Source organism: Methylosinus sp. shoA (assembly GCF_059718125.1).
In genome coordinates, this window is record NZ_AP046091.1 from 3711415 (window position 1) to 3725828 (window position 14414).

Genomic DNA, 14414 nt, shown 5'->3' on the forward strand with positions numbered 1-14414 from the left:
AGCCGCGGAAAGCGGGGTCAGATGATGAAGCCTGCGGATTATGAACGTGTATTCGACAAGGCTATGCCGCTTTCGAGCACGACCACCCTCACGGTGACGGAAGTGCCCGAACGGCTCGAAGATTTGCTGCAATTGCTCGGCAGCGCCATGATCGAGGGTTTCGGCAAGCAGAAGCGGCTGACGGAAATTCATCTGCCGATGGCGCGCTTTCCCGAGCTCGGCTCGAAATTCTGGCATGTGCCTGTCGAAGATTGCGGCGATCTTCACGTGCTGAGGCTATTCTTCGAGACGCCCCCTTCATCGGCGCACTGATAGCGCCTCGGGCTTTGGCGGGCTCCGTGGAGCGCCGACGCGGCCGACCGACGCCGCTGCAGCTTGCTCATCAGCAGATAGATCACCGGCGTGGTGTAGAGCGTCAGCGCTTGGCTGAGCAGCAGCCCGCCGACGATGGTGATGCCGAGCGGACGCCGCATTTCCGCGCCGACTCCCGTCGCGAAGGCGAGCGGCAGCGCGCCGAGCATGGCGGCCAGCGTCGTCATGAGGATCGGCCGGAAGCGCTCGACCGCGGCCTCCAGCGCCGCGTCATGCGGGGAGAGTCCCTTCTCGCGCTCCGCCTGCAGCGCGAAATCCACGAGCATGATGCCGTTCTTCTTGACGATGCCGATGAGTAGCAGAATGCCGATCAGCGCCATGATGGTGAATTCCGAGCCGAAGGCCTCGAGCGCCAGCAGCGCGCCGAGACCGGCCGACGGGAGGGTCGAGATGATCGTCACCGGATGGACGAGGCTCTCATAGAGCACGCCGAGAATGATGTAGACGGCGATCAGAGCCGCGACGATCAGCAATGCGACGCCGGAGGCCATTTTGGCGAGCTCTTTCGCGTCGCCGGCGAAATCCGCTTGGACGCTGCCCGGCAGGCGCAATTCGTTCGCCGCCCGGAGGACGGCGGCGTTGGCGGCTTCCAGCGAATGGCCCGGGGCGACATTGTAGGTGATCGTCGCCGCCGGCGAGACGCCCTGGTGGTTGACGACGAGCGGCATGAGGCCGCGCTCGACATGAGCGAGCGCGTCGAGCGGAACCTGGGTCCCGTCGGCGGCCGCCACGTAAACCCCTGCGAGGTCGCGCGGATCGCGCTGGCGCGACAAGGGCGCCTCGACGATGACGCGATATTGATTGCGCTGGGTATAGATAATGGAGTCCTGGCGCTGGCCGAAGGCGCTGTTGAGCGCGGAGTCGATCGAGCTGATCGCGACGCCCATGCGCGACGCCGCGGTGCGATCGATGACGACCTTCGCGCTGAGGCCGCCCTGCTGCTGGTCGCTCGAGACGTCGACGAGCTCGGGCGCGCGGCGCAGGCGCTCGATCAGCTTCGGCGTCCATTCCGAGAGCTCCCCCAGGGAGTCCGCCGTGAGCGTGAACTGATATTGCGCCTTGCTCGATCGTCCTCCCACGCTGACGTCCTGCGCGGGAAACAAGAAGACTTCGACCCCGGCGACGCGCGCGAAGGATTTGCGCAGTCGCGCCATGACCTCGTGGCTCGACGAATGGCGCTCGCCGATGGGCTTCAGGGCGACGAACAGGCGTCCTTCGTTGGAGGCCGAGCCCGAGCGCCCAGAGCCGATGAACGAGGCGACGTTCATGACATCGGGGTCCTCCTTGGCGACGGCGACGACCGCCTTCTGCAGACGAGCCATCTCCGAGAAGGAGACATCCGCGGCCGCCTGCGCCGAACCGTTGAGGAAGCCGATGTCGTCCTGCGGCAGATTGCCCTTCGGAATGGCGCCATAGAGGTGGATCGTCGCGGCGATGGTCATTACGATCACGGCGAGCGTGATCCGGGGATGATCGACGACCGGGCGCAGGCTCTGCGCATAGAGGCGGGCCGTCGCCGCGAGCGCGCCCTCGACCATTCTGTCGAAACGCGTCGGGCTCCGTGGACGGGAGGGCAGCCTGGCGCAGATCATCGGCGTCACGGTGAGCGAGACGATCGTCGAAATGACGATGGCGAAGGCGAGCGTGAAGGAGAACTCGCGCAAGAGCCGGCCCATGATCCCGCCCATGAACAGCAGCGGCACGAACACCGCGATCAGCGATAGGCTGATCGAAACGACGGTGAAGCCGATCTGGCGCGCGCCGGCGAGCGCGGCCTCCATCCGGCCCATGCCGCGCTCGACATTGGACTCGATCGCTTCGATCATCACGATCGCGTCGTCGACGACGAAGCCGACGGCGATGGTCAGCGCCATCAACGAGAAATTATCGGCCGAGAAGCCCGCCGCCCACATGGCCGCGCAGGCGCCGACCAGCGACAGCGGCACGGTGACGCCGGCCGCGAAAGTAGGTACGGCGCGACGAAGAAAGACGAAGACGACCGCCATCACCATGCCGATCGTCACGAAGAGCGTGCGCTTGATCTCGTCCACGCTGGCCCGAATCGTCTGCGTGCGGTCGGACGTGATCGCAATGTCGATGCCGCTCGGAATCCATCGCTGCAGCTCCGGCAGCAGCTCTTTCACCCGCTCGACCGTGGCGATCACATTGGCGTTGGCCTGCTTGGTGATGATGAGCAGCACCGCGGGCTGGCCGTTGTACCAGCCAGCGGCGAGCCGGTTGCGCACGCCGCGCTCGACCGTGGCGATGTCCCCGAGCTTGACGACGGCTCCATTCGCCGACGAGACGACGATCTGGCGGAAGTCTTCGGGCGTCGCGAGCTGATCGTCGACGCCGAGCGTCATTGCCGTCGCGCCGCCTTCGAGCGCCCCGACCGGCGCCAGCACATTGGCCGTGACGATCGCATTCGCGACCGCGTCCATGGCGAGCCCCATCGTCGCGAGCCGCGCCGGGTCGACCTGCACGCGGATCGCCGGCTGCTCGGCGCCGCCGATCCGCACCTCGCCGATGCCCGGAATCTGCGAGATGCGCTGGGCGACGACAGTGTCGGTCGCGTCATAGATGGCGCTGGTCGGCAGCGTCTTCGAGGTCAGCGCGAGCACCATGATGGGCGACGACGACTGATTGAACTTGCGAAAAAAGGGAAGGACCGGCAGATCGCCGGGCATGTCCGTCGCCGCGGCGTTGATCGCCGCCTGCACGTCGCGCGCGGCCGCGTCGATATCGCGGTCGATGTCGAACTGTGCGATGATCGAGGTGGAGCCGAGCGAACTCGCCGAGGTGAGCTGGTTGACGCCGGCGATGCGCGCGAGGCGCCGTTCCAGCGGCGCGGCGACCGTCGCGGCCATGGTCGCCGGATCGGCGCCCGGCCTCCCGGCGGAAATCCCGATCGCCGGAAAATCGACCGCGGGAACGCTCGCGACGGGAAGGAAGAAATAAGCGACCGCTCCGAGCAGGAAGACGGCCGTCGCGAGCAGGCTCGTTCCCACCGGACGGTGTATGAACGGAGCGCAGATGTTCACTCCGCCGCCTCCCTCCGGACCTCGACCTCCCGGACGCGAGCCGCCGGCGGTGCGGCGGGCGCCCCGCGCAGCCGGATCCGCAACCGCTCCACTGCGAGATAGATGACGGGCGTCGTATAGAGGGTCAGGAGCTGCGACAGCAGCAGTCCGCCGATGATCGAGACGCCGAGCGGGATGCGCAGTTCGCTGCCGGGTCCATGGGCGAGCGCCAGCGGCAGAGCGCCGAACAGTGCGGCGAGCGTCGTCATCAAGATCGGCCGGCAGCGCAGGCGGCAGGCGCGCACGATCGACTCCCGCGCCGAGAGCCGCTCGGCGCGCTCGGCCTCGAGCGCGAAGTCGATCATCATGATCGCGTTCTTCTTGACGATGCCCATCAGCAACACGACGCCGATCAGCGCGACGAGCGACATGTCGAGGCCGGTCGCCATCAGCGCCAGCAAGGCGCCGACGCCGGCCGAGGGCAATGTGGTCAGCACGGTGAAGGGATGAGCGTAGCTCTCGTAGAGAACGCCGAGCACGACATAGATGGCGATCGCCGCGGCGAGGATGAGCCAGGGCTCGCTCGCCAGAGACTTGCGGAACTCCTCGGCGTCGGCGCTGAACATGCCGATGATCGAGGAGGGCAGGCCGGTCCGCTCCTCGGCGCGGGCGATCGCCTCCACCGCGTCGCCGAGCGCGACCCCGGGGGCGAGGTCGAAGCTGATGGTCGCGGCCGGAAACTGCTCCTGATGCGCGATGGCGAGCGGCGCCGTCGTCTGCTCGATCGTGACGAAAGCCGAAAGCGGCGTCTGCGGTCCGCCGCCGGCCGGCGCGACATAGAGCTTGTCGAGCGCCGTGGCGTCGCGCCGATATTGCGGCGCCGCCTCGAGGATGACGCGATATTGGTTGGACTGCGCATAGATCGTCGAGATCTGGCGCTGGCTGAAGGCGTCGTTCAGCGTGTCGTCGACCATCTGCGTCGTGATGCCGAGCCGGCCCATCTTCTCGCGGTCGATGTGCAGGAAGGCGCGCAGACCGCCGTCTTGCGACTCCGCGGCGACATTGCGGAACACGCCGTCCGCGCGCATCTCGTCGAGAAGCGTCTGCGACCAGCGCTGCAGCTCGGCGGCGTCGGGCGCGGTCAGCGTATATTGATATTGCGAGCGGCTGGCGCGAGTCGTGATCTGAATGTCCTGCACAGGCTCGATATAGACGCTCGCGCCCGGGATCTGTTCGGCCGCCGCCTTCAGCCGCTCGGCGATGGCGTCGGCGCCGACGCTGCGAATGTCGCGCCCGCGCAGAGTGACGGTGAGATGACCGACATTGGTCGTGGCGTTGAGCGGTCCGACTCCGAGCACGGAGACGGTCCCGGTCGCTTCCGGATCGGCGTCGAAGATCTTCGCCACCTCCGCCTGCAGCCGCGTCATCGCCGCGAAGGAGGACTCCGGCGCTCCCTCGAGCACGACATTGAGCAGGCTCGTGTCCTGGCGCGGGAGAAAGCCCTTGGGAATGACGGCGTAGAGCAGGAGGGTGAGCGCCAGCGTGCCGAAGGTGAGCGCGAGCATCGGCTTCTGGTGGCGCAGGGCGAGCTCGAGCGTTCGCGCATAGAAGGCGTCGAGCTTCGCAGTGAAACCCTCCGATCTCCCGGAGCGATGGCCGCGGCCTCGGCCGGGCTTCAGCAATTTCGCGCAGAGCATCGGCGTCAGCGTCAGCGAGACGATCGCCGAGACGACGACCTGGGCCGTCAAGGTGAGCGCGAACTCGCGGAACATGCGGCCGACGAGTCCGGTCATGAACAGCAGCGGAATGAACACGGCGACGAGCGACACGGTGAGCGAGACGACCGTGAAGGCGATCTCGCGGGCGCCGTCGAGCGCGGCCCGATGCGGCGATTTGCCGAGCTCCATGTTGCGGACGATGTTCTCGATCATCACGATGGCGTCGTCGACGACGAAGCCGGCGCCGATGGTGAGCGCCATCAGCGACAGATTGTCGAGCGAGAAGCCGGCGAGCGCCATGACGGCGAAGGTCGCGACGATCGACAGCGGCAGGCTGACGCCGGCGATCAGCGTCGCGCGCCAGCTGCGAAGGAACAGAAGCACGACGAGAACGATCAGACCCGTGGCGATGACGAGGGTCGTCTCCACCTCCTCGATCGAGGCGCGGATCGTCTGCGTGCGGTCGCTCACCACATCGAGCGTCGCGCCCTCCGGCAGCGTGCGCCTGATCTTCGGCAACTCCTCGCGCAGCCGCTCGACCGTGTCGATGATATTGGCGCCCGGCTGGCGCTGTACGTCGAGGATGATCGCCGGCTCGCCGCGATACCAGCCGCCGACGCGGGAGTCCTCCAGCCCGTCGACGACATCGGCCACGTCGCGCAGCATGATCGGCGCGCCATTGCGATAGGCCACGACGATCGTCTCATATTGCCGCGCCGCTATCAGCTGGTCGTTGGCGTCGAGCGTGTAGGATTGATAGGGTCCGTCGAGCGCGCCCTTCGCGCCGGCCACATTGGCTCCGGCGATCGCCGCGCGCAGCTCCTCCATGCTCACGCGATTGGCCGCGAGCCGGGCGAGATCGGCCTGAATGCGCACGGCCGGACGCACGCCGCCTTCCACCGCGACATGGCCGACGCCGCGCGTCTCCGAGAGCTTCGGCGCAATCATCGTGTCGGCGAGATCGCTGAGCCGCCGCAGGCTGGCGTTCTTCGCACGCAGGGTGAGGGTGACGATCGGCGTGTCGGCCGGATTGACCTTCGCATAGACCGGCGGATAGGGCAGGCCGCGCGGCAGCGTCGACGAGGCCGAATTGATCGCCGATTGCACGTCCTGCGCCGCGGCGTCGATATCGCGGTCGAGCTCGAATTGCAGCGTGATCTGCGACAGGCCGTAGGAGCTCAGCGACGACATGGTCTGCAGCGACGGAATCTGTCCGAACTGCCGCTCGAGCGACGCCGTCACCAGCGAGGCCATCGTGTCTGGATTGGCGCCCGGCAATCGCGTCGTGACCTGAATAGTGGGAAAATCGACCTGCGGCAGCGGCGACACCGACAGACGGAAGAAGCCGAGCACGCCGAACAAGAGAACGGCGAGGCTCAGCAGCGAGGTCGCCACCGGCCGTTCGATGAAGGGCGTCGAGACGCTCATGGCCGCGCCGCGCCGGCGGCGGATTTTTCGCCGCGGCCGCGCCGTGGACGGACGGGCGGCGCATTTTCCGCGCTCGGCGCTTCGCCGCCCGCCGCCGGAGCGTCGAGCACGCGAACGCGCGATCCGTCGGCGAGACGCCCGAAGCCGCTCGTCACGACCTTCTCGGTCGACGCGAGGCCGGAGGCGACCACCGCCTGCGCCTCGTCCTGGCGGACGACGACGATCGGCCGCATCGTGACGGTCGATTCTTCGTTCAACACATAGACGAAGGGGCCGTTCGGGCCGCGCTGCACGGCGGCGCTCGGCACGACCTGCGCATTGTGGATCGTGTCGACGGTGAGGCGCACATTGACGAACTGGCCCGGCCACAGCGCGAGACGCATATTGTCGAATATCGCCTTTACCTTCACGGTGCCGGTCATCGGATCGATCTGGTTGTCGATCACCTTCACGACGCCCGCGTCGAGCGGCGTGGCATTGTCCGGGCCGAGCGCGACAGCGGGAGCCGGAGCCCGACTCTGCGCCTTCTGCGCGGCCGGAAGATGCTGCTGCGGGAGGGTGAAGACCACGTAGATCGGCTTCAGCTGGGTGATGACGACGATGCCGAGCTGGTCCGAAGGGTGCAGGATGTTGCCGACGTCGACGAGCCGGATGCCCGTGCGTCCGTCGATCGGCGAGCGGATGGTGGCGTAGTCCAGCGTCGCCTTGGCGTTGTCGATCGCGCCCTGATCGGCTCTGATCTGCGCCTCGAGCTGCGTGACCAGCGCCTTTTGCGTGGCGTATTGCTGCTGCGAACCGAAATTGCTGGCGGCGAGCTTCTGATACCGGCCGACGTCGACGCGCGCGTTGGCGAGATTGGCTTCGTCCTGCGCCTTCTTGGCCACGGCCTGATCATAGGCCGCTTGATAGAGCGTCGGATCGATTCGCGCGACGACATCGCCCTTCGCGACGTCCTGGCCTTCCTCGAAGGCGAGCTCGATCAGCCGCCCGTCGACCTGCGTGCGCACCGTCACCGTGTTGAGCGCCTGCGCCGTGCCGACCGCGTCGATCGTCACGGGGACGTCGGCGATTCGCGGCTCGGCCACGGTCACCACAGTCGGCCCGTCGAGACTGCGCCGCCCTCGCCGTCCGCGCCGTTCGTCCTCCGCCGACGTCTTGTCGCCCTGCTGCGTGGGCCACATGATGTAATACGCGCCTGTGAGCGTGAGAACGGCGAGCAGAGCGGCGATGAGACGAAGTCGATGTTTCGGCCAGCTCACGGCCAAGGCCCCTTGTCCGATTCATAGGCGGCGTCTTCCGCGGCGATCTCCAGCGCGCGCGTCCCGCCGGACCAGCCGCCGCCGAGCGCCTGATAGAGGCTCGTCGCCGCCTGGAAATAGGCGAGCCGCACCTGCGCGAGCACGTCTTGGCTCTGGAACAACGTCGTTTCCGTAGTCGACAGGGTGATGATGTCGATCGTGCCCTCGTGCAGCCGCGCTTCGGCGACCTCATAGGCCTTGCGCGCCGCCGTCACCGCCTCGCCCTGCAGCTTCAGCTGGCGGCGGGTTTCTTCTATGGCGATGAGCGCATTCTCCACATCGGAGAAGGCGGTCAGAATCTGTTTTGATAAACTTGCGCGAGCTCGGCGTATCTGCCTTTCTGCAGCAGCAGCTGGCCCTGCAGATTATAGCCGTCGAACACCGGCTGGGCGAGATTGCCGGCGATCTGCCAGGCGATCGCCTCGGGCCGGAACAGCGAACGCAGCGCGACGCTCTGCACGCCGTAATATCCCGTCATCTGGATCGACGGGAAAAAGGCCGCCCGCGCCTGGAGGACGGAAAACTCCGCCGCCTCGAGCCTGGCTTCGGCCTGGGCGATGTCGGGCCGGCGCAGCAGCAGCTCGGACGGCAGGCCGGGCTCGATCTTGGGGAAGCGCAGCCGCGTCAGGGAGCCCCCCTTGACGATGGAGGTTTCGGGCGGCAGCCCCATGAGGACGGCGAGCGTGTTCCTCGTCTGCCGCAACGTCTGCTCGAGCGGCGGGAGCGTCGCGCGCTGGGTCGCGACGACCGATTCCTGCTGCGAATAATCGAGCGCCGTCGCGGTGCCGACGTCGAGCCGCGCCTTGATCGCGGCGAGGACGGTCTCGGCGATCTTGATGTTGTCCTTGGCGATGCGGATGCGATCCTGGGCTGTCAGGACCTGGAAATAGCCGTTGACCAGCGCGGCGACGGTGGAAATTTCGACCACGTCGCGGTCGAAACGGCTCGCATGGGCGAGCAGGCGCGCGGCGTTGGACGCGTCCTGATTCTTTCCCCAGAAATCGATCTCATAGCTCGCATTGAGCTGCGCCTGGAAAAAATTGAAGCGGCGCGCGCGCAAGAAGCTCGAGGCGCCGGCGCCGGTCGTGGTGGTGACGTCGGTCATGGCCGAGGTGCTGGTGGCGGTGGTGACCGACGCTGGCGTCTGCGTGCGCCGCGCCATGCCGAGCGCCGCCAATGAGGGCCAGAGCGGCGCGCTGTCGATGCGCGCCTGGGCGTCGGCCTGCTCGATGCGCGCCACGGCCGCGGCGATGTCGAGGTTCTGGTCGAGCGCTTTTTGAACGAGCGAGGTCAGCTCCGGCGAAGCGAATTCGCGCGACCACTCGCGCCCCGCCGCGATCGGAGGCGCCGAGCGCGGCTTGCCCGCGGCGCGGAAGGCGGGCGGCGTCTCGACGCTCGCCTCCGGCTTCTCCCAGTCCAGCACGCAGCCGGAAAGGGCCGCGCAGGCCGCGATCGCGCAAGCGCCGCGCAAGAATCCGAGCGGCTGGAAGAAAGGTCTCGCAGGCGACAAGCAACAGGTTCCATTCAATTGGCCGCCCCGCGCCCCGGGGCGGGCGCGGCTCCCGCGAGCGCGGGAGAATCGAGGAATGGCGACGACGCTCGCGCGCGAATGCGCTCACATGATGGCGGGCCCGCGCCTCCAGCGGCTCCGGACGTCGACGACCCCCGACGCGGGCGTAAACTGTGGTTGACAGGACGAACGGTCAAGTTACGGATTGTTAACGCGTCGACGCGGAGTCGGGGTCTTCTGCGAGGGCGTTTCCACGGGGATTTTCGTCCAGCCCTCGCTCTGGCACAGGAACGCGATGAGGCAGCCGGTGAGCGTGAGCCGTGTCGGGCTGTCCAATGTGATCGTCCCCGAGTAGATCTTGCCGTTCTCGGGATTGAACAGATCGCCTTTCCAGCGGTTGGGCTCGATCCTGGCGGCATAGCGCAGAATCAGCGCGGGCTGCATGCCCGGCGGGGGAGGCGGGAACACGCCGCGCGCGCAGAGATGCCCTTCGCAGTCGAAGAACTCGAGCTTCTGATTATGGCCGTCGCGCAGCCAGACGCCGTAAATCGGGTCGGTCGCGCCGACGGGCGCCGGCGACGCGACCGCGAGGCCGGCCAGAAATGGGATCGTCGCCGTCTTCATGAACGCGAGCCTAGCACGTCGCGAGAGCGATGGACAGGCGCGCCGCTCTGCGCGCCACGCGTCTCCTCCTCTCGCGGCTGCGCCGCTTCCTCACGCGGCGGTCCGAGGAAAGCCGGAACGATCACGAAAGCGGCGAGCAGCGTGAAGAACAGCGAGATCGCGAGCAGCTCGCCCATGCTCGCCGTTCCCGGATGACTGGAGAGGAACAGGCTGCCGAAGGCGGTTCCCGTCGTCAGTGCGCTGAAGAAGATCGCGCGCGTGAGGCTCGAGGCCAGCATGTCGGCGACGCCCCTGCGCCAGGCGATCACATAATAGATGTGGAAGGCGACGCCGACGCCGAACATCAGCGGCAGAGCGATGATATTGGCGAAGTTGAGCGACATGCCCAGGAGATCGGCGGCCTCGAGGCTCATTACGCCGGCGAGCAGCAGCGGGCCGAGCGTCAGCGCCACATCCATCGGCCGCCGCAGCGTGAAGGCGAGAATCACGAAGATCGCGGCGAAGGCGAGCGCGCCCGCCTGAATGAAGGCGCGCACGACGGTCTTGCCGGCCTCCGCCACGATCACCGGCGGGCCGCTCGCGTCGGGGGCGAGCGCCTGAACCGATTCGGCGAAGGCGATCATCACGGCGCGGTCGTTGCTGTCGCCTTTCGGCGTCACTTCCACGCGCACCTCGCCATTATGCGAAATCCAGTCGTCGCGCAGATCGGCGGGCAGGGTCTCCGGCGTGATGCGCGAGACGTCGAGCGCCCGGCGCAGTTCGCCCATCAGCCGTTCGAAATCGGCGAGGGCGGCGACCCGCGCTTTTTCGCGCGTCTCGGGGCTCGCCTTGGCGAGCGCGTCGAGAGAATCGGCGAAGCGGCCGAGCGCCGGCGGCGCGCCCTGCGCCGCCCCGGCCTTGCGGATGGTCTTGGCGGCGCGCGTCAGCGCCTTTTTGGTTTCCTCCTCCGTGGGCGCGAGCTTTCGCGTCGGCTCCAGCACCTTGCGCAGCTGGAAGCGGGCGTTGTCGATCAAGGGCAGCTTCTGGTCCTGATCGGCGGGGATCAGCGCGTCGATGGTCGTGACGTGATCGACCTCCGGGAGGGCGGCGATCTTCCGGGCGAGCTCGCGCGCCGCCGGCAGCGAGGGCGCGAGCGCCTCGATCTTGTTCGGTGCCGTCTGCGGATTTTTCGACAGATCGAGGAACGTCGCCACCGATTCGACCTTTTGATCGCGCAGATTCATCGGATTGGAGTCGAAGGACAGATTGAGCAGGAACGGCGCTCCGCCGATCACGACGAATGCGGTGGCGAGCAGCACGAGGCGGCGATGCTTGGCGATCCAATGGTCGACCGAAGCGAGCGAGGCGACGCCGACCGGCTCCGCCTCTCCCTTGGGGTTGAGCAGCAGGATCAAGGCGGGCAGGAATGTGAGCGTCGCCACATAAGCGATGATCATGCCGAGGCCGGCGATGAGGCCGAGCTCGGCGACGCCGAGGAACTCGGTCGGCAGGAAGCAGAAGAATCCCGCGAGCAGCGCCACGGCCGCGAGCGTCAGCGACGAGCCGATGCCGCGCGTCGCGCCGAGCAGCGCGCCGCGCAGATCGTCGTTGTCGTGCCGCTCCTGGCGATAGCGCGTGGCGAATTGGATTCCGAAGTCGACGCCGAGGCCGATGAACAGCACGGCGAAGGCGACCGAGATCAGATTGAAACGGCCTATCAGCAATATGCCGAGGCCGGAGGTCATCGCGAGGCCGGCGAGGAGCGTCGCGAGCACGGCGAAGATCAGCCGTTTCGAGCGCAGCGCCGCCCACAGGATGAGCGTCACCACGCCGAGAGTGGCCGAGAGGTTCAGCCCCATATTCTCGGCGACCGTCGCAAACTCCTCGTCGGCCAGCGGCACCTGCCCGGTGAGGCGGACGGAAAATCCCTCGTCCTTCACGAGGCCGAGGCCGCTCGCCGTCTCACGCACCAGACGCACCGCGTCGCGGCCCGGCTCCAGCGCCGAAAAATCGATCACCGGCTTGACGAGCAGAATGCGCCGGGGCTCCTTGCTCGGCCCGAGCGAAGGCGGGGACGGCTCTTCGCCGCCGGAAAGGAGCTTCTCCCAGGACACCTGCGCGTGCTCGCCGGCGAGCACGCGGTCGAATGCGTCGGAGAATTGGTCGAGCCCCTTGGCGTAGGCCTCGAGGCCGCGCTCGCTCGTTCCGACCTGCTCGAGGCCGGACAGCAGCGCGCGCGTCAAGCCGCGCAGCGACGGATCCTCGGCGATCGGCTGCAGGATTTCGCGCTGGGCGATGAGCGAGCTCAGATTGCGGCGGATCTCCTCGACGCCGAGGAACAGAAATCCGTTCTTGCGGAAAAAGGCGTTGTCGTCCGGGCGCCAGACCTTGGAGATCAGCGGCTTTCCGGCGAGCCCGTCGCGCAGGGCGTCGGCGGCCTTGTCGGCGGCTTCGGGCGTCGGCGCGTCGATGACCGCGACGATGAGGTCCTCGAGCTCGGGGAAGGATTTGGTGAGGCGCGTCTCATTGGCGCGCCAGGGCACCTGGGGCGCGAACAAATGAGCGGTGTCGGTGTCGATGGCGAAGCGCGTCGCCGTCAGATAAACGCCGCCCGCGGTGAGCGCGAGCGTGACGATGACCACCATCCAGGGCCTGCGAAGGCACCAGCCCACGAGACTTTCCAGCATCTAGACTCCTCGAACGCGTGTGGCCGGCCCGGCCGGCAGGGACGAAGCGCGGCCGCAGAGCGGCCCGGCTCGTCAAAAGTCGCTGGCGATTCCCCTGGTCTCCCAGTCGCCGTAGCGGGCGGGATCGAGCCCTCCGCGCCCGCCGAGTTCTCGGGCGGGGGCGGTCTGCTCGGGGCGCCGGCGACGGCGCTCCTCGGCTTCGGCGAGCGCGCGACGCGCCTCGGGCGGAAGGCGCCGCGCTTCCGGCGCATCGGGTCCGACCCTGTGCTGCTCGTCCATGTCTCCTCCTCCGTTGCGCTCGCCCGGCGCCAGCTCCGCGTGTGATATAAACGACGATTCGATCCGCGTCGAAGGTGTGATTTGATCATGAGCGACAATAAGCCGATCTCCGCCAAGGCCAAGATCAAGTCGCGCGCCGCCTTCGTGCCTGCGGAGACGGCGCGGGAGGCGGAGGCGGCGCAGGTTCCCGGCCTCGCGGCGCGCATCGCGGCGGCCCATGTGATCGCCGATGTGGTGCAGGGCGGCCGGCGGCTCGACGAACGTTTCTCGCCCCAGGCCGTTCCCCAGCGGGTCGCCGGTCTCGACGCGCGCGACGCGGCGCTGGCGCGCTCGATCGCCGCGGTCGCGATCCGCAGGCTCGGCACGATTCGCCACGCGCTCGCGGCGCTGATGGAGAAGGGCCTGCCCAAGCAGGGCGCGCGGCTCGAATGGCCGCTCATCGCCGCCGCCGCGCAGATTTTCTTTCTCGACACGCCCGACCACGCCGCCGTCGATCTCGCCGTGCGCGCGGCCCGGCTCGAGCCGAAGACCGCGCCTTTCGCCGGGGTCGTGAACGGCGTGCTGCGCAATCTCGCGCGCCGGCGGGACGAATTTCTCGACGGCGACCCGCTGGACCGCGACACGCCCTCCTGGCTCGCCCAGCGCTGGATCAAGACCTATGGCGAAGCTTCGGCGCGCGCATTCGCCCGCGCCCATATGCTCGAGCCGCCGCTCGACGTGACGGTCAAGTCCGCGCCCGAGCGCTGGGCCGAGCGGCTCGACGGCGTCGTGCTGCCCACGGGCTCGGTTCGTTTGCGAAGCCAAGCTCCAGTCGCCGCGCTCGACGCATATGAGGAGGGCGAGTGGTGGGTGCAGGACGCGGCCGCGGCTCTGCCCGCGCGGCTGCTGCGCGCCGAACCCGAGGAGCGCATTCTCGACATGTGCGCCGCGCCCGGCGGCAAGACGGCGCAGCTCGCGCAAGCGCGCGCCCGCGTCACGGCGCTCGACCGTTCGGCCGAGCGTCTGAAGCTGCTCTCCGTCAATCTCCAGCGCGTCCGCCTGCACGCCGACATCGCCGTCGGCGACGCGACGACGTTTCAGGCGCGTCCTTTCGACGCAATTCTCATCGACGCGCCCTGCTCGGCGACGGGCACGATCCGCCGTCATCCCGACGTCGCCTGGATCAAGAAGCCGGGCGATCTCGACGCGCTCGCCGCGCTGCAGTCGAAGATGCTCGACCGGGCCGCCGCCCTGCTGCGTCCCGGCGGACGCATGGTCTATTGCACCTGCTCGCTGGAGCCGGAGGAGGGCGAGGCTCAAGTCGCCGCCTTCCTGCGCCGCCAGCCGGATATGCGCCGCACTCCCGTCGATGCGGAAGGCGAGGGGATTCCCGTCGAGTTCGTGACGGCGGAGGGCGATCTGCGCACGCTGCCCTCGCATTGGCCGGCGGACGAACCGCGCCTTTGCGGCCTCGACGGATTTTTTGCCGCGCGTTTTTCGCGGCGCGGCTGACGGCGCGC

General features: G+C 68.0%; 8 protein-coding genes and 1 pseudogene. 2 read left to right on the top strand and 7 right to left on the bottom strand.

Translation table 11 applies throughout. The annotated features are described in order from the left end of the window. Window positions 1–21 precede the first annotated feature (21 nt). Window positions 22–312, top strand: coding sequence for a hypothetical protein (locus tag AC6IW9_RS17220; RefSeq protein WP_497765315.1), 291 nt, complete (start codon window positions 22–24; stop codon window positions 310–312). On the opposite strand, the gene AC6IW9_RS17225 is transcribed toward AC6IW9_RS17220, so the two are convergent. The 7 genes and pseudogenes from AC6IW9_RS17225 to AC6IW9_RS17255 all read right to left on the bottom strand — a co-directional run bounded on the left by AC6IW9_RS17225 (window position 264) and on the right by AC6IW9_RS17255 (window position 12915). Next, complete coding sequence (locus tag AC6IW9_RS17225) at window positions 264–3413, bottom strand: efflux RND transporter permease subunit (RefSeq protein ID WP_497765316.1); 3150 nt, start codon at window positions 3411–3413, stop codon at window positions 264–266. The two genes, AC6IW9_RS17220 and AC6IW9_RS17225, sit on opposite strands and share 49 nt — an antisense overlap. Further along, window positions 3410–6538 (bottom strand): efflux RND transporter permease subunit, encoded by a 3129-nt coding sequence (locus AC6IW9_RS17230; protein ID WP_497765317.1) that lies wholly within the window; start codon window positions 6536–6538, stop codon window positions 3410–3412. Before AC6IW9_RS17230 ends, AC6IW9_RS17225 begins: the two co-directional genes overlap by 4 nt. After that, window positions 6535–7797 carry an efflux RND transporter periplasmic adaptor subunit gene (locus AC6IW9_RS17235; protein ID WP_497765318.1) on the bottom strand — a complete coding sequence of 421 codons (1263 nt, stop codon included), beginning with the start codon at window positions 7795–7797 and terminating at the stop codon, window positions 6535–6537. Before AC6IW9_RS17235 ends, AC6IW9_RS17230 begins: the two co-directional genes overlap by 4 nt. After that, window positions 7794–9259: pseudogene (locus AC6IW9_RS17240) on the bottom strand (efflux transporter outer membrane subunit). Before AC6IW9_RS17240 ends, AC6IW9_RS17235 begins: the two are co-directional and overlap by 4 nt. Window positions 9260–9544: 285 nt before the next feature. After that, window positions 9545–9970, bottom strand: a complete 426-nt coding sequence (locus AC6IW9_RS17245; RefSeq protein ID WP_497765319.1) for a DUF2147 domain-containing protein — start codon at window positions 9968–9970, stop codon at window positions 9545–9547. Continuing rightward, window positions 9967–12636, bottom strand: coding sequence for an MMPL family transporter (locus AC6IW9_RS17250; protein ID WP_497765320.1), 2670 nt, complete (start codon window positions 12634–12636; stop codon window positions 9967–9969). The genes AC6IW9_RS17245 and AC6IW9_RS17250 overlap by 4 nt, the downstream gene beginning before the upstream one ends. A gap of 72 nt (window positions 12637–12708) precedes the next feature. Then, window positions 12709–12915, bottom strand: coding sequence for a DUF1674 domain-containing protein (locus tag AC6IW9_RS17255; RefSeq protein ID WP_497765321.1), 207 nt, complete (start codon window positions 12913–12915; stop codon window positions 12709–12711). An 87-nt stretch (window positions 12916–13002) separates the two neighbouring features. Here AC6IW9_RS17255 and AC6IW9_RS17260 point away from each other — a divergent pair, with 87 nt between their 5' ends. Continuing rightward, complete coding sequence (locus AC6IW9_RS17260) at window positions 13003–14406, top strand: RsmB/NOP family class I SAM-dependent RNA methyltransferase (RefSeq protein WP_497765322.1); 1404 nt, start codon at window positions 13003–13005, stop codon at window positions 14404–14406. Window positions 14407–14414: the final 8 nt, after the last annotated feature.